General features: G+C 62.2%; 16 protein-coding genes. All 16 read left to right on the forward strand.

Annotation, left to right across the window (positions count from 1 at the left end):
* The first annotated feature begins 56 nt into the window (after positions 1 to 56).
* The 16 genes from ACFPB1_RS06940 (at position 57) to ACFPB1_RS07015 (ending at position 16,013) form a co-directional block, all read left to right on the forward strand.
* Complete coding sequence (locus ACFPB1_RS06940) at positions 57 to 494, forward strand: ACT domain-containing protein (RefSeq protein ID WP_379223363.1); 438 nt, start codon at positions 57 to 59, stop codon at positions 492 to 494.
* Between the two features lie 24 nt (positions 495 to 518).
* A complete protein-coding gene (locus tag ACFPB1_RS06945) occupies positions 519 to 1,805 on the forward strand; it encodes a homoserine dehydrogenase (protein ID WP_379223365.1) in 1,287 nt (428 codons plus the stop codon).
* Between the two features lie 118 nt (positions 1,806 to 1,923).
* On the forward strand, positions 1,924 to 2,898 hold the full coding sequence (gene thrB / locus ACFPB1_RS06950; RefSeq protein WP_379223367.1) for a homoserine kinase: 975 nt from the start codon (positions 1,924 to 1,926) through the stop codon (positions 2,896 to 2,898).
* Entirely contained in the window at positions 2,895 to 3,776 is an 882-nt protein-coding gene (gene pheA / locus ACFPB1_RS06955; protein WP_379223369.1) for a prephenate dehydratase, read from the forward strand. The genes thrB and pheA overlap by 4 nt, the downstream gene beginning before the upstream one ends.
* A 34-nt stretch (positions 3,777 to 3,810) precedes the next feature.
* Positions 3,811 to 4,692, forward strand: coding sequence for a branched-chain-amino-acid transaminase (gene ilvE / locus ACFPB1_RS06960; protein ID WP_379223372.1), 882 nt, complete (start codon positions 3,811 to 3,813; stop codon positions 4,690 to 4,692).
* Between the two features lie 178 nt (positions 4,693 to 4,870).
* Positions 4,871 to 6,610 carry a LysM peptidoglycan-binding domain-containing protein gene (locus ACFPB1_RS06965; RefSeq protein ID WP_379223374.1) on the forward strand — a complete coding sequence of 580 codons (1,740 nt, stop codon included), beginning with the start codon at positions 4,871 to 4,873 and terminating at the stop codon, positions 6,608 to 6,610.
* A gap of 132 nt (positions 6,611 to 6,742) precedes the next feature.
* Positions 6,743 to 7,411: a BofC C-terminal domain-containing protein gene (locus ACFPB1_RS06970; protein ID WP_379223376.1), complete on the forward strand. Its 669-nt coding sequence runs from the start codon at positions 6,743 to 6,745 to the stop codon at positions 7,409 to 7,411.
* Between the two features lie 188 nt (positions 7,412 to 7,599).
* The gene (ruvC, locus tag ACFPB1_RS06975) at positions 7,600 to 8,103 is read left to right on the forward strand and encodes a crossover junction endodeoxyribonuclease RuvC (RefSeq protein WP_379223378.1); all 504 of its coding nucleotides are present in this window, start codon (positions 7,600 to 7,602) and stop codon (positions 8,101 to 8,103) included.
* Positions 8,100 to 8,732, forward strand: coding sequence for a Holliday junction branch migration protein RuvA (ruvA, locus tag ACFPB1_RS06980; RefSeq protein WP_379223380.1), 633 nt, complete (start codon positions 8,100 to 8,102; stop codon positions 8,730 to 8,732). Before ruvC ends, ruvA begins: the two co-directional genes overlap by 4 nt.
* Before the next feature lie 17 nt (positions 8,733 to 8,749).
* Positions 8,750 to 9,805, forward strand: a complete 1,056-nt coding sequence (gene ruvB / locus ACFPB1_RS06985; RefSeq protein WP_379223382.1) for a Holliday junction branch migration DNA helicase RuvB — start codon at positions 8,750 to 8,752, stop codon at positions 9,803 to 9,805.
* On the forward strand, positions 9,805 to 10,251 hold the full coding sequence (locus tag ACFPB1_RS06990; protein WP_379223384.1) for a thiol-disulfide oxidoreductase DCC family protein: 447 nt from the start codon (positions 9,805 to 9,807) through the stop codon (positions 10,249 to 10,251). Before ruvB ends, ACFPB1_RS06990 begins: the two co-directional genes overlap by 1 nt.
* Positions 10,252 to 10,276: 25 nt before the next feature.
* Complete coding sequence (locus ACFPB1_RS06995; RefSeq protein WP_379223386.1) at positions 10,277 to 12,448, forward strand: SpoIID/LytB domain-containing protein; 2,172 nt, start codon at positions 10,277 to 10,279, stop codon at positions 12,446 to 12,448.
* A gap of 10 nt (positions 12,449 to 12,458) precedes the next feature.
* Positions 12,459 to 13,505: a tRNA preQ1(34) S-adenosylmethionine ribosyltransferase-isomerase QueA gene (gene queA, locus ACFPB1_RS07000; protein ID WP_379223388.1), complete on the forward strand. Its 1,047-nt coding sequence runs from the start codon at positions 12,459 to 12,461 to the stop codon at positions 13,503 to 13,505.
* 21 nt (positions 13,506 to 13,526) lie between these two features.
* Positions 13,527 to 14,663: a tRNA guanosine(34) transglycosylase Tgt gene (tgt, locus tag ACFPB1_RS07005; RefSeq protein ID WP_379223542.1), complete on the forward strand. Its 1,137-nt coding sequence runs from the start codon at positions 13,527 to 13,529 to the stop codon at positions 14,661 to 14,663.
* A gap of 18 nt (positions 14,664 to 14,681) precedes the next feature.
* Positions 14,682 to 15,017 (forward strand): preprotein translocase subunit YajC, encoded by a 336-nt coding sequence (gene yajC / locus ACFPB1_RS07010; protein ID WP_379223390.1) that lies wholly within the window; start codon positions 14,682 to 14,684, stop codon positions 15,015 to 15,017.
* 132 nt (positions 15,018 to 15,149) lie between these two features.
* Positions 15,150 to 16,013: a DUF421 domain-containing protein gene (locus ACFPB1_RS07015; RefSeq protein ID WP_379223393.1), complete on the forward strand. Its 864-nt coding sequence runs from the start codon at positions 15,150 to 15,152 to the stop codon at positions 16,011 to 16,013.
* Positions 16,014 to 16,092 lie beyond the last annotated feature (79 nt).

Raw genomic sequence — 16,092 nt, forward strand, 5'->3', positions numbered from 1 at the left:
TATTGCGTATAATGTCCTCTATGGAAGAACAGATGTCTCTGATGGGAGGACGGCCAGTGGAGGAGCGATATTTCGTCGTTCGCGAGGATATGCTGCCGGAAGCGATCGTAAAGACCATGCAGGTCAAAGAAATGCTTCGCCGGGGCGAGGCAGCCACCGTTCACGAAGCCGCCGAACGGGTCGGCCTCAGCCGAAGCGCCTTCTATAAGTACAAGGACGGCGTCTATGCGCAGAACCAGCTCGCGCGCGAGACGATTGTCACGATCTCGATGGATCTGGACCATCGCTCGGGCGTCCTCTCCAAAGTGCTCGGCTTCGTGGCCGGCTCCGAAGGTAACGTCCTGACGATCCATCAAACGATCCCGCTTCAGGGACTGGCTACCGTCATCATTTCCGTTGATACCTCGCTCATGCGCGGCGCGCTGTCCGATGTTCTGGAGTCGCTCCGCAGGCAGGACGGCGTCCGCAAGGCGTCCATCATCGGCCAAGGATAGATTTTAACGTTGGAGGGTAACGGAATGAAACCGATTAAAGTAGGATTGCTTGGACTCGGCACCGTGGGAACGGGCGTCGTGCGCATTGTGGAGGGCCATCAGACGGACCTGCAAAGCCAGGTCGGCTCCCCGATCATCATCGAGAAGGTACTCGTGCAAAACAAAAGCAAGGCGAGATCCGTCAGCATTGATCCCGCGAAATTGACCGATGACGCCTGGGACGTCATTCATCATCCCGACATCGACGTCATCGTCGAAGTCATGGGCGGGATCGAAATAACCCGGACGTACATTCTCGAAGCGCTGGCCCGCGGCAAGCACGTCGTGACGGCGAACAAGGACCTGATGGCGCTGCACGGCCCGGAAATTCTGGCCGCCGCGCAGGAGAACCGCTGCGACGTGCTGTACGAAGCGAGCGTGGCCGGCGGCATACCGATCATTCGCACGCTGATCGAGGGCTTCTCGTCCGACCGGATCATGAAGATCATGGGCATCGTGAACGGGACGACGAACTATATTTTGACGAAGATGAGCCAGGAGGGCGCGGCGTATGCCGACGTGCTGAAGGAAGCCCAGGAGCTCGGCTATGCCGAAGCCGATCCTACCTCCGACGTGGAAGGCTTGGACGCGGCGCGCAAAATGACGATTCTGGCGACGCTCGGCTTCCGCGCGAACGTGGCGCTGGAGGATGTGGATGTCAAAGGAATCTCGGCGATCAGCCGAGAAGATATCCTGTACGCGAAGCGTCTCGGCTACGAAGTGAAGCTGCTTGGCATCGCGGAACGCCAGGACGATTACATCAGCGTTAGCGTGCAGCCGACGATGGTAAAAACGTCGCACCCGATCGCTTCGGTGAACGGCGTGTACAACGCGGTATACGTCTACGGCGAAGCCGTGGGCGAGACGATGTTTTACGGTCCGGGCGCCGGGGAGCTGCCGACGGCCACGTCCGTCGTGGCGGACCTGGTGGCGGTAGTCAAGAACCTCAAGCTCGGCGTGAACGGCAAGCAGGAGCAGCTCGCTTATAAAGAAAAGAAGCTCAAAACCGACGAGCAGATCGCTTCGAAGTACTTCATCCTGCTGCATGTCGCCGACCGCGCGGGGGTGCTCGCCCAGATCACGCAGGCGTTCGCGGAATACGAAGTCAGCCTGGAATCCGTGGTGCAGCAGCCGAATCCGACCATTCCGGAGGCGGAAATCATCATCATCACGCATGACGCGAGCAAAGCGGCCGCAAACCGCGTGCTGAAGTCGCTCGAACGGATGGACGTCGTGAAGACGGTGAAGAGCGTGTACCGCGTGGAAGGATAATGCGGCTTCGCTAACCGGCGAGGCTTGCACGCGCAAGCAGGACAATACGCAGCGGATGAACAGACCTGACAGGGCAGCAGCGTTAAGGACGCCATCCGTCAATATGGAGGGTGCTGTAATGAGAAACGGCCAGGTTTTGGTGAAGGTTCCGGCCAGCACGGCGAATCTCGGCCCGGGCTTCGACACGCTTGGCATGGCCTTGTCGTTGTACTCGTGGATCGAGATGGAGCCGGTCGAAGGCGTTACCGTCGTCGAGCTGTACGGCGACGATTTGGACGGCATTCCGACGGACAAGACGAATTTGATTTACAAGGTCGCGCAGATGGTTTTCGCGGAAGCCGGCGTCGACATGCCGGAGCTGCGGATCGCGATGTACAGCGACATCCCGCTGACGCGCGGGCTCGGCAGCAGCGCCACGGCAATCGTCGGGGCGCTCGTGGCGGCGAACGCGCTGGCCGGCGGCAAGCTGAGCGAGGACGCGCTGTTCCAGATCGCCTCGCGGCTGGAAGGCCATCCGGACAACGTCGGCGCGTCCCTGTTCGGGGGCATCGTCGTCTCCGCCTGGGACGGCGAACGCGCCGAAAAGGTGCGTTTCGCGCCGCACGACGACCTGGAGGTGCTGGTCGCGATTCCAGCGTTCCAGCTGCCGACGGAGAAGGCGCGGCACGCGCTGCCCGCGAAGCTGGATCTGAAGGACGCGGTCTACAACGTCGCGAACAGCTCGCTGCTCGTGGCGGCGTTCGCGAGCGGCCGGCTGGACCTCATTCCGTTCGCGATGCGGGACAAGCTGCATCAGCCGTACCGCGCGCCGCTTGTGCCGGGCATGTCGGTCATTCTGGAGCGGGCGACGGAGCACGGCGCGCTCGGGGCTGCCCTAAGCGGCGCGGGTCCGACGCTGCTCGCGCTCGTCGACCGCAAGAGCACGCGGAAGGCGGAGCTCGAAGCGTTCCTGGTCGATACGTTGCGCGCGCACGGCATCGAATCGGAGACGAAGTGGCTGACGCCCGACGCGAACGGACCAGAGCTGACCGTCGGAACGGCCGCCAACCAAGGTTCCTTCATGGAACGGATCAAAGGAGAAGTCAGGGCATGATAAGCGCATCGTGTTTGACCAAAGGATCGACCTCGGACGAAGCCGCGCGGCTGATGCTAAGCGGCCTCGGCGCCGACATCCGGTACGAGTACCACCGCATGATCGCGGACGTCTTCCTGTCCACGGCGGAAGGCCGGACGGATTATGCCGTCATTCCGATCGAGAATACGATTGACGGCTCCGTCAGTCTACATACCGACTGGCTCGTGGACGAAGTGAACCTCCCGATTCAGGCCGAATGGGTATATCCATCCATTCAGAACTTGATCGGAGCCTCCGCCGAATTGACCGAGGCAGACGGCAGCCTGGCGTACGGGCGCATCGTGAAGGTCATGAGCCATCCGGTGGCTATGGCCCAGTGCACGCAGTACTTGAAGCGCCATCTGCCGCATGCCGAGCTGGAGCATGTCGGGAGCACCTCGGAGGCGGTCCGCATCGTCCGCGACAACCCAGGACGCGGCTGGGCGGCGATCGGCCAAGTGTCCGCCGCGGCCGACAACGGCCTCGAGGTGCTGGAATCGGCCGTCACCGACCATGACAACAATTACACGCGGTTCCTGCTGGTCGGCCCGAAGCCGTTCGAGCTGCGCACGTCGGAGAAGCATAAGACGACCATTCTGGTGACGCTGCCAGAAGACTACCCGGGCGCGCTGCATCAGGTGCTGTCCGCATTCTCGTGGCGCCGCATCAACCTATCCCGCATCGAATCGCGGCCGACCAAGAAGAAGCTTGGCAATTATTATTTTCTGATCGATATCGAAATGTCGACCGACACAGTGCTGCTGCCGTCCGCCATCGCCGAAATCGAAGCGATCGGATGCCAAGTGCGCGTGCTCGGCAGCTATCCCAGCTTTTCGTTCGAAGCTTTGCGGCGATGAATACGAACCTATATTCGGAGGTGACCGTACCATCATGGCGGAACAAGTGATTTATCTCAATGGAAACTACGTGAGCAAAGAGGATGCGAAGGTGTCGGTGTTCGATCACGGCTTCCTTTACGGCGACGGCATATTCGAAGGCATCCGAATCTACAACGGCAATATTTTCAAATGCAAGGAGCATCTTGACCGGCTGTACGATTCCGCGAAGTCGATCATGCTGGACATCCCGCTCTCCTACGGGGAGATGGAAGCGGCGCTCGTCGAGACGATTCGCCGCAACGAGCTGCGCGACGGCTACATCCGGCTCGTCGTCTCGCGCGGTCCCGGCAACCTCGGCCTGGATCCGACGCGCTGTCCGGCGGCCTGGGTCATCATCATCGTCGAGCAGCTGGCGATCTACTCCGAGGAAGCGTACCGTAACGGCCTCGTGTCCGTATCGGTCTCGCAGCGCCGCAACCTGCCGGACGCCCTCAATCCGAAGATCAAATCGCTGAATTACTTGAACAACGTTCTGGTGAAAATCCAGGCGAACCTGGCCGGCGTGGGCGAAGCGATCATGCTGAACGCCCAAGGCTACGTCGCCGAGGGCTCCAGCGACAACATCTTCATCGTCAAGCGCGGAGTCGTCTACACGCCGCCTTGCTACGTCGGCGCCTTGGAAGGCATCACGCGCGCGACGATCATCGAGCTGTGCGCGAAGCTGGGCTACGCGCTGAAAGAAGAACCGTTCACGCTCCACGACGTATACGTGGCGGACGAGGTGTTCTTCACGGGTACGGCGGCGGAAGTCATCGCGGTGCGCGAGGTGGACGGCCGCACGATCGGCGAAGGGAAGGCGGGTCCAATCACGTCGCAGCTGCTGGCGGAGTTCCGCAAGACGGTCGAAATCGACGGCGTGAAAGTCTACGACTAAGCCGTTTCGACCCGAATCTATTGAAGCTTTCCAAGGGCGTCCGCCCGCGGGAAGCTTCAATTTTTTTTTGTGAACATGGGTGACACTCGCCCATCTCCTGCATAGGATGTAGGGATTGATAACGGGCGTTTGCCGCGTCTGCCCCAGACGTAAAAACGTGACAGGAGGTTTTTGGCGGGTGAAAATTCATATTGTAAAAAAAGGCGACTCGCTGTACATGATCGCGCAAAAGTACAACGTGTCGCTTGAAGAGATTTTAAAGCTGAACCCCTCGATTACGAATCCGGACGAAATCGACGTCGGCATGAAGATCAAAGTTCCCGCGAGCACGGGCGGCGACATGGACATCATGCACCAGCACGTCGTGCAGCAGGGCGATACGCTGTGGAAACTGTCCAAGGCATGGGGCGTGCCGCTCGGCGATATGATCAAGGCGAATCCGCAGCTGAAGAACCCGAACGTGCTGCTGACGGGTGAAGTCGTGAATATTCCGAAGCCGGGCATGTCCGGCGCGATGCCGGAAACGCACGGGGGGCATCACCATCACGGCCACAAGTCGGGAACGGGCCATCATCCGCTCCATCCGTCTTCCGTCATGCATGGCGTGCAAGGACTTATGGGCAAAATCCCGACCGGAAAGATCCCGACGGGCAAAAAACCGACCGGTCAGAAGCCGATCACGGCGCCCGTGCCGACACCGGTGCCAATGCCGGAACCGACGCCGGCGCCGATGCCGATACCTACGCAGCTTCCGGTCGCAGAGAAAAAATACCCGACGTATCCGACTTACGAACATAACGTCGATCTGTTCAAGCAATACGGCATTCCCGCGACCGAAGTCATCTCGCTGCACGACCTGCCGGCCGCTCCGGTACACAGCGGCTACGGCTACAGCCAGCCGACGGCGGTATCGCCGGCGATGACGGGCGGCTACGGCATGCCGATGGCGGTGTCGCCGGCGATGACGGGCGGTTACGGCATGCCGACGGCGGTGTCGCCGGCAATGACGGGCGGTTACGCCATGCCGACGGCGGTGTCGCCGGCAATGACGGGCGGTTACGGCATGCCGACGGCGGTGTCGCCGGCAATGACGGGTGGCTACGGCATGCCGACGGCGGTATCGCCGGCATCGACGGGCGGCTACATGCCGACGGCGGTATCGCCGGCATCGACGGGCGGCTACATGCCGACGGCGGTATCGCCGGCATCGACGGGCGGCTACATGCCGACGGCGGTATCGCCGGCATCGACGGGCGGTTACATGCCGACGGCAGTATCGCCGGCATCGACGGGCGGTTACATGCCGACGGCGGTGAGCCCCGCGGAAACGTCGCCGGAATCCAGCTTGCCTTGGGGAGCGCCGAGCTATGACTGGGGTTCGCCGATGGTCAGCCCGGCCAGCACGCAGGACTACGGTATGAACATGGTTTCGCCGGAGAGCATGGGTCCGATGGGCGGTTACGGCATGAGCCCATCGATGTTCTCGCCGGAGAGCATGGGTCCGATGGGCGGCTACGGCATGAGCCCGTCGATGGTCTCGCCGGAGAGCATGGGCCCGATGGGCAGTTACGGCTTTAATCCGTCGGTCGTCTCGCCGGCCGGCATGGGTCCGATGGCCGGTTACAGTTCCTTCCATCCGTCCATGGTATCTCCTGCCGGCGTGGCGCCGTACAGCTACGGCTACATGGGCGGCGGCCAGGTATCGCCGGTCAGCATGGGCGGCCATAAAACGGGCAGCTGCGGCTGCCACGACAAGCGGGACGAAGACGGAATCGAAGCGCTGGATGAGCCGTTCGAGTCCGCGAACGCCAAAGTCAGCAAGGCGCCGGCCCGGAAACCCTCCAAAAAACCCGCCGTCCGCCAGAGAAATGCGGTGAAGCCGAAGCGCCGCGACAGCCTGCCTTGGATTAACCGGTAACACCGGAGGGACGCGCCCCGTCCGCATCGATGGCCGATGCCGGGCGGGGTTTTTCTTATGCGCCCGGTGTACATGCATATTTCGCCAATCTGCGAGCCAAACTAACAAAAAAGGCAAATGGGGGGAACCCATATGATGACATTCAACGTTTGGCGCAAAGTGAAACAGAGGCTGCGGCGCGGCCGGCGGCCGATGTGGCAGTTGGCCTGCTTCTGGCTCGCGGTCGGCCTGTTCGCGCTGTCCGGTACGCATGCCGGTTCGGCGGCCGCGGGTCCGGGCGCTTCCGCGGCGGCGGCCGGGCCGTCCCGCGAACCGGACGACGGCAGCCGAAGCGTTATCGGGGCGCTGTCCGACATGCGGGCGACGGTCATGGTCAAGCTTCGCCGCGTGTACATTTGCGGCGAAGAATCGGAGACGATCGGCAGCCTGAGCTCCGCCGACGCGCTGCGCATGATGAAGGAGCATCCGGAATGGACGGCAATGCTGGACGAGCAGGGCGCCGTCGTGATGGAGCAGCGCATCGACGACCTGTCGGAGGCATGCAAGCGCAGCGCTTATTTCGGCTTGGACAAGCTGGGCCGCTTGTCGCTGTTCGAAGGCGAGCCGAAGAAGGAGAAGGTGATGCGGACCTTCTTCCAGCTGGACGTCAACTACATGGAGAGCAGCCTGCCGCGCGAGCGGATCGACGAGCTGGTCAAAGGCATCCGCGTGACGGACAAGGACGACTTCAACAGCGTCCTGTCGACCTTCAGCGACTATGCGGTGGAGCGAACCGAGAAAGTCATGAAGCGCACGTTTTAGCGCCGTCGCAGGCGCTCGCACGACATCGAAGGACGGCCGCCCCGGGCGGCCGTCTTTCGTTTTGCCCGCCGAACGCAGGCGGGACAAAACGCGTGTTCTCATTCGACCCGTGATTTGATATAATGAGAGGAAGCCATTATTCGCTACTAGCGGCAATCATATCGGGTGGCTCGGGGAGAGAAGAACCTTTGCGGGTGCTAGGCATTGATCCGGGAATCGCCATCGTGGGCTTCGGATTCATCGACAAAATCGGGAGCAGGCTCGTTCCCGTGCAATACGGCTGCATTACGACGGAAGCGAAGACGCCGCAGGAAGAGCGCCTGAAACAGGTGTACGAGTCCGCCTGCGCGCTAATGGACCGCTACAAGCCGGACACCGTCGCGGTGGAGAAGCTGTTCTTCAACCGCAACGTCACGACGGCGTTTTCGGTCGGCCAGGCGAGGGGCGTCATTATTTTGGCGGCGGCGCAGCGCGGCCTTCCGGTGGCGGAATATACGCCGCTGCAAGTGAAGCAGGCCATCGTCGGCTACGGCAAAGCGGAGAAGCGGCAGGTGCAGGAGATGGTGCGGATGTTTCTGAAGCTGAGCGCCATCCCGAAGCCGGACGACGTCGCGGACGCGCTGGCGGTAGCCATTTGCCATGCGCATTCGGCGGTTCTGGTCAACAAAATCAACGAGGTGAACCGCTCATGATCGATTACGTTAAAGGGCGGGTCGTCCATTTGGACACGGAATTCGTGGTGGTGGACGTGCGGGATATCGGCTATCGCGTGTTCACGCCGAATCCGTACGCGTTCGCGAAGAGCGACGAGCCGATCACGATTTATACGCATCATCACGTCCGCGAGGACGCGGCGCTGTTGTTCGGTTTCGCGACCCGCGACGAGCAGGCGATGTTCCGCAAGCTGCTGGACGTGTCCGGCATCGGCCCGCGCGTGGCGCTCGGCATCCTGGCCGGCGGGAAGCCGGAGACGATCGCGGCGGCGATCCAGCAGGAGAACTTGACCTTCCTGACGAAGCTGCCGGGCATCGGCCGGAAGACCGCGCAGCGCATGGTGCTGGATTTGAAGGATAAGCTGGACGCGATTCCGGGCGGCTTCAGCTTCGCGGCGGCGGGCATCGCACTCGACGATGGCGGAAGCGGCCCAGCCGAGGCGCAGGGCGGCAAGAATTGGCGCGAAGCGCGCGAGGCGCTGATGACGCTCGGCTATACGGCGGCGGAGCTCGACCGCGCCTGGCAGGCGATGCAGTCCTCGGCCGCGCCGGACGAATCGGTCGACGCGCTGATGAAACGGGCGCTGCAGCAATTGTTTAAGGGCTAGGAGGAGGGGCGAGGCGAATGGACGAGAGGATTATTTCCGCCAACCTCATGATGGATGACCAAGCGGTGGAGCTTAGTTTGCGTCCCCGCTACTTGTCCGAATATATCGGTCAGTCCCAAGTGAAGGACAATTTGAAAGTTTTCATCGAGGCGGCGAAGTTCCGCAAAGAGGCGCTCGACCACGTGCTGCTGTACGGTCCTCCGGGCCTTGGCAAGACGACGCTGTCGAACATCATCGCGAACGAGCTCGGCGTCAACCTGCGCACCACGAGCGGCCCCGCGATTGAGCGGCCGGGCGATTTGGCCGCCCTGCTGACGAACCTGCAGGAAGGCGACGTGCTGTTCATCGACGAGATTCACCGGCTTCACCGCTCGGTGGAGGAAGTGCTGTATCCCGCGATGGAGGACTTCGCCCTCGACATCATGATCGGCAAAGGGCCGAGCGCCCGGTCCGTACGGCTGGAGCTGCCGCCGTTCACGCTGATTGGCGCGACGACGCGCGCGGGCCTCTTGTCCGCGCCGCTGCGGGATCGCTTCGGCGTCGTCAGCCGGCTGGAGTTCTATACGACCGACGAGCTGGCGTACATCGTGTCGCGCGCGTCGGAAATTCTCGGCGTTCGCGTCATCGGAGAGGCGGCCCAGGAGATCGCGATGCGTTCCCGCGGAACGCCGCGTATCGCGAACCGGCTGCTGAAGCGGGTGCGGGATTTCGCCCAGGTCCGCGGCGACGGCATCGTCACGCATGAGCTGGCGCGCATCGCGATGGGACTGATTCAAGTGGATCCGCTCGGTCTCGACAGCATCGACCATAAGATGCTGCGGGCGATGATCTCGATTTATCGGGGCGGCCCCGTCGGGCTCGATACGATCGCGGCGACGATCGGCGAGGAGGGCCAGACGATCGAGGACGTCTACGAGCCGTATTTGATGCAGATCGGATTCCTGCAGCGGACGCCGCGCGGCCGGATGGTGACGCCGGCCGCTTACCGCCATCTGGGCTTGCCGGTCCCTCAGGAAAACGCCGTACCAAGCGATGCGGCGGAAGCGGAGGAAGAAGGAGGCGGCTTCGTCTAATGGGCTCTAGAAGGAAACAGGCTGAAGAAGAGAGGCGGGAGAAGCTGATCGTCCTCTACGACGGAACGTGCAAGCTGTGCTTGGCCAGCGTCCGCCGTTTGAAGGAGCTTCAATCGACCGCGATTTTGCGGTTCATTCCGGTCCAATCGCTCGAGGACACGTATGAAACGATTCCCGAGCTTTCAACTGTAACCGAGGAACAGCTTTTGACGAAAATGCATGTCGTGGAAATGAACGGCACCGTGCATGCCGGGGCGGCCGGCGTCGTACGCATTCTGCGGACGGTGCGCGGCTGGAGATGGCTCGCGCCGCTCTACCGGGTACCGGGGCTGCGCGGGGTAGCCGATTTGCTTTACCGGGTCATCGCGGGCAGGCGCTACGAGTGGTTTGGCAGGTCCGACGAGAGCTGCCATGACGGCCTCTGCGCGCTGCCCAAGCGGGATTAAGCCATAAGGAGGACATAGAAAGCCGATGAGAGGCGAACACGTGCAACACGACGGGAAGCGAAGCGGGAAACGAAGGCTGACGGCGATGCCGCGGGCGAAGCGGACGCTGGCGGTCATCGCGGCCGGCGCGATCGCGCTGTCCGTGTGGACTTCGCACCCGTCCCAAGGCGCTGCCGTACCGGCGCTGGATACGATCCGAGTCGGCATATTCCTCAATACGAGCAAATACAGCCTCAGCACGGCCGCAGCCACGTTTGACGCGGCCGGTTCGCTCGCTGTCGGCGTTCGGACCCCGTCCGACGTCGTGCCGCTGTTCCAGACGGGCAGCGGCGAATCCGTCCGGTTCACGCTGGACGATTATAAGCCGCTGCTGCTGGAAACGACAGATTACCTGATGGCGCTGAACGTCATGAAACGGCTCAAGGCACTCGGCGCGTCCGGCTTCATGACGGCGGCGGCCGGTCCCGGCGGCAAGCTGTACCGCATCCTGGAGGGCTCCTACGCGACGGCCGAGCTGGCCAGCGCCGCGGGCGACAAGTGGATGAAGGACGGGGCGATCGCTGGTTACGCCGGTACGTCCAAGAAACTGGGGCTGACCGGTCCGCTGCATCTGGACACGGGGGCGAAGTACGCGTCCCGGAGCGATGCGGCCGCGGCCGCGCAGAAGCTAAGCGAAGCGGGCGTCGACGCGTATGCGGCGCTGAAGCAGACGGGAACCGCCGCCGGCTTCTACACTGTGCTGGTCGGCGCTGCGGCCGACCAGACCGCCCTGGCCGCGGTTAAAGCGCAAGCACTGCTAGCCGGCGCAGGGGGAACGCTAGGCCCGACGGATGCCAAGTCATCGTATTTCATCATCCGCGACGACTACACGACGGCGGAATCGGCCTCCAAGCCGGCCGTGCCGCTGATCGGCGTGCCGGCGACCGGCGCGAAGCTGTGGCTGGATACTTCGGCTGCGGGCGGCATTAAGCTGACGGAGCGGTACAACCGCAGCTATCGCGGGTCGTTCGAGGTCAGCGGGCAAGGCGGCAAGCTGACCGTGATCAACGAGCTGCCGTTCGAGCAGTACATCTATTCCGTCGTCGGCGGCGAGATGCCGGCGTCTTGGCCGGCGGAGGCGCTCAAAGCCCAAGCGGTCGCCGCGCGTACATACGCCCTGTACCAGGGCTTCGGCTTCCAAATCGCCCACGTCGTGGATACGACGCTCAGCCAGGCCTACGGCGGCATCGGCGCGGAGAAGCCGACGACGATCGCGGCCGTCGACGCGACCAAGGGCGAGGTGGCCACGTACGACGGCAATGTGATCAATGCCGTCTTCTCGTCCAGCGCGGGCGGCTTCACGGCGGACGCGCAGGAGATTTGGGGCAGCGGCGTCGATTATTTGAAGAGCGTCGAGAGCCCGGACGCCTCCTCGGAGAAGGGCTTGTATAAATGGTACCGCGTCGTCCTGCCGAACAGCCTCGTCGGCTATATCCGCGAGGATCTGCTCGAGGACACGGGCCAACAATCCGCGGCTGGACAAGCCGTGCTGCGCGTGAAGGGCGACGGTACGAAAGTCCGCCCGATTCCGCTTGTGCAAGACAACGTGGCGGTCGTGGACACGGTGAACCGCGGCACGCTCGTCGTTCAGCTGGAGAAGGTGACCCAGTCCAACGAGATGTCGTGGGTGCGCGGCTCGTATTCCGCGGCCGAGCTGCTCAAGCTGACGCAAGGCAAGCTGAGCAAGCCAATCAGCGGCCCGATCCGGACGCTGGAAATCAGCAAAGCAGGCCCGTCCGGACGCCCGACCGAAATATTGGCCAACGGTCAAGCCGTCTCCGTCAAGACGCCGGACGCGTTCCGTTCCGCCTTCGGCGGGCTGCCGAGCACGCTGTTCACGATCGACGAGACCGCGCGGATGACGATCGCCGGTGCCGGCGGCGCCACCCGCGAACGCCCCGCGGACAGCGGCGCGATCTACGCGGTCGGCGCCGACGGTCGGACGCAGGAGCTCAAGGCCGCCAACTTCTTCATCCTGAACGGCACCGGCACGGTTCGGGCCGCGACGAAGGACCCGTCCTTCCGGTTCGTCGGCTCCGGCAACGGCCATGGCGTCGGGCTTTCGCAGTACGGCGCCCGCGGATTGGCAGAACTTGGGTATGACTACAAATATATTATGCAATACTACTATAAAGACGCGAAGATCGTGAAGGAATGACAAGAACGCCATGAATGTGAACGAATTTGATTTCGACCTGCCGGAACGCCTGATCGCACAAACGCCGCTGGCCGACCGCACGTCGTCCCGGCTGCTGATGCTGAACAAGGCGACCGGCGATATCGGGCACGAGCGCTTCACCCAGCTGGCCGAGCTGTTGAATGCCGGCGATACGCTGATCTTGAACGATACCCGCGTCATGCCGGCCCGGCTGCTCGGCGTCAAGGCCGACACCGGCGCGAAGGTCGAGCTGCTTCTCCTGAAGCAGCTCGAAGGCGACCGCTGGGAGACGCTGGCGAAGCCCGGCAAGCGGCTGAGAGCCGGCGCCAAGCTGAACTTCGGGGACGACGGCGAGGGGCGGCCGCTGTTGGAAGCCGAGATCGTAGCCGAAGGCGAGCAGGGCGCGCGAATCGTGGAATTCCGGTACGCGGGCATCTTTAACGAGCTGCTCGACCGGCTCGGGGAGATGCCGCTGCCGCCGTACATCAAGGAACGGCTGGACGACCGTGAGCGCTACCAGACGGTTTACGCGAAGCACGAAGGCTCCGCCGCCGCGCCGACCGCAGGCCTGCATTTCACGAAGGATTTCCTGGACGAGCTGGCGCGCAAAGGCGTGCGGATCGGCTATATCACGCTGCACGTCGGGCTCGGCACGTTCCGGCCGATGTCGGTCGATACGGTCGAGGAGCATACGATGCATGCCGAATATTACGAGCTGAGCGAAGAGACGGCGGCGCTGCTGCGCGAAGCGAAAGCCGGCGGCGGGCGTATCGTCGCGGTCGGCACGACTTCGGCGCGAACGCTTGAAACCGTTGCAGCCCGATATGCGTATGAAGAGTTACGGGCTTGCAGCGGCTGGACCGATATCTTCATTTTTCCGGGCTACGAATTCAAACTCGTGGACGCGCTGCTGACGAATTTCCACCTGCCGAAGTCGACGCTCGTGATGCTCGTCAGCGCCTTGGCCGGACGTTCGGCGATCAAGCGGGCGTACAAGGAAGCGGTCGACCGGGAATACCGGTTCTTCAGCTTCGGCGACGCCATGTTTATTTACTAGCACTAGCGGAAAGAGGCAGACATAGTGGCAATTACTTACGAATTATTGAAGACGTGCAAGCAAACAGGCGCCCGGCTCGGCCGCGTCCATACGCCGCACGGCGTCATCGAGACGCCGACGTTCATGCCGGTCGGCACGCAGGCGACCGTCAAGACGGTCAGCCCGGAAGAGCTGAAGACGCTCGACGCCCAAATCATTCTCAGCAACACGTACCACCTGTTCGTCCGGCCCGGACACGAGATCGTCCGCAAAGCCGGCGGGCTCCACAAGTTCATGAACTGGGACCGCCCGATACTGACGGACAGCGGCGGCTTTCAGGTGTTCAGCTTGAGCGAGATGCGCAAGATCAAGGAAGAAGGCGTGGAATTCCGCAACCATCTGAACGGGGATAAAATGTTCATCTCGCCCGAGAAAGCAATGGAAATCCAAAACGCGCTCGGTCCCGACATCATGATGGCGTTCGACGAATGCGCGCCTTATCCGGCCGAGTACGATTACGTCAAGCAATCGATGGAACGGACGACCCGCTGGGCGGAGCGCTGTCTGGCCTCCCACGCGCGGCCGCACGACCAGGCGCTGTTCGCGATCGTGCAGGGCGGCATGTACGAGGATTTGCGCCGCCAGAGCGCGACCGAATTGACTTCCCTGGATTTTCCGGGGTATGCTATTGGAGGCCTGAGCGTCGGCGAACCGAAGGATTTGATGTATCGCATGCTGGAATGCACGGTTCCGCTGCTGCCGGCGAACAAGCCCCGTTATTTGATGGGCGTCGGATCGCCGGATGCGCTGCTGGACGGCGCGATCCGCGGCGTGGACATGTTCGACTGCGTGCTGCCGACCCGCATCGCGCGCAACGGCACGACGATGACCAGCTCCGGCCGGCTCGTGATCCGCAACGCCAAGTTCGCGGAAGACTTCGGTCCGCTCGACCCCGAGTGCAGCTGCTACACGTGCACGAACTACTCGCGCGCCTATCTGCGCCACCTCATCAAGGCGGACGAAACGTTCGGCATTCGCCTGACGACGATCCACAACCTGCATTTCCTGCTGGAACTCATGCGGGGCGTTCGCCAAGCGATCATGGAGGACCGGCTGCTCGATTTCCGGAACGCGTTCTTCGACAAATACGGCTTGAACGAGAACGACAAAGGATTTTAACGAAAGGGGTGAAATGAAATGTCAGGAGCTGCATCCTTAATTCCGTTTATTCTGATGTTCGCGGTGTTCTACTTCCTGCTGATTCGTCCGCAACAGCGCAAGTCGAAGCAGCGGAACCTCATGCTAGGCGGGATCAAAAAGGGCGATAAAATCGTCACGATCGGCGGCATGCACGGCACGATCGTGGAGCTGACCGACGACACGGTCGTGCTTCGTGTGAACGATGCCACGAAGATTACGTTCGATCGCAGCGCGATCAACACGGTCGTCTCCTCCAGCGCGGCTGTGACCGCCGCGCCGGCGACGGCACCGGCGATGGTGAAGGAAGAGAAGCCGGAAGACATCAAAGGCTAGAACGCAGGACTGGGCGGCGCTTTCGAGTGCCGCTTTTTTTGTTGCGCGCCGGTCCCGTCCCGAAACTCATAGTTTCCAGCCAGCGGGCGAATACTATAGCGACGATAACGGGATCGAGGTGTGAAGTAATCCATGTACTTATGGGTGGAGATCATCCTGCGCACGCTGTCCGCGGTCGTGTTCCTGCTGCTGCTGACGAAGGTGCTCGGCAAACGGCAGGTGACGGAGCTGTCCGTCTTCGAATACATTACCGGCATTACGATCGGTAACCTCGCGGGCTACGTGTCTTTGGAAGCGGAAAATACGTGGTATTTGGGCATGATTTCGCTGGCGGTCTGGGCAGCGGTGTCGCTCTCCATCGAATTGCTGCAAATGAAGAGCAAAAAAGCGCGCGATTGGATCGATGGCCAGCCGACGGTGCTGATCCAGAACGGCAAAATCCTGGAGGGCAACCTGAAGAAGGAACGCGTCACGACGGACGAGCTGATGGAAAGCCTGCGCCGAAAGGACGTGTTCAAGGCGGCCGACGTCGAATTTGCCGTCATGGAAGTGAGCGGCGCCATCAATGTCATGCTGAAGGCGGAGAACCAGCCGATCACGCCGAAGTCGCTCGGGCTTCGGGTGCAGCCGGAGCATGAGCCGCAAGTCGTCATCATGGACGGCAAGATTCTGCCGGATCCGCTCCGGTCTACCGGCTACAACGAGAACTGGCTGAAGAAGGAATTGAAAAAGTCGGACGTCTCAATCGAAGACGTCTTCCTGGCGCAGATCGACGACAACGGCTCGCTGTACGTCGATCTCTTCGACGACAAGGCGAAGCTGCCGAAAAATCCGAACGGCCAAGCCGGTCTGCTCGCGGCGCTCAAGAAATGCGAAGCCGACATGGAGATGTACGGCCTGCTGTCGGGGGACGAGCGCGAGAAAGTGCAGTACGCGGCATGCGCGAAACAGCTGCAGAAGCTGATCGACGACGTGCGGCCGCTCATTTATCAATGACCGACGCGCACGAAAAAAGACCGCTGCCCGGGGCGTGAGCCCCGCCGCAGCGGTCTTTTGTCGCGGAGGCGAACAGTCG

The sequence above is a fragment of the Paenibacillus sp. GCM10023250 genome (genome assembly GCF_042653205.1).
Taxonomy (GTDB): domain Bacteria; phylum Bacillota; class Bacilli; order Paenibacillales; family Paenibacillaceae; genus Paenibacillus_Z.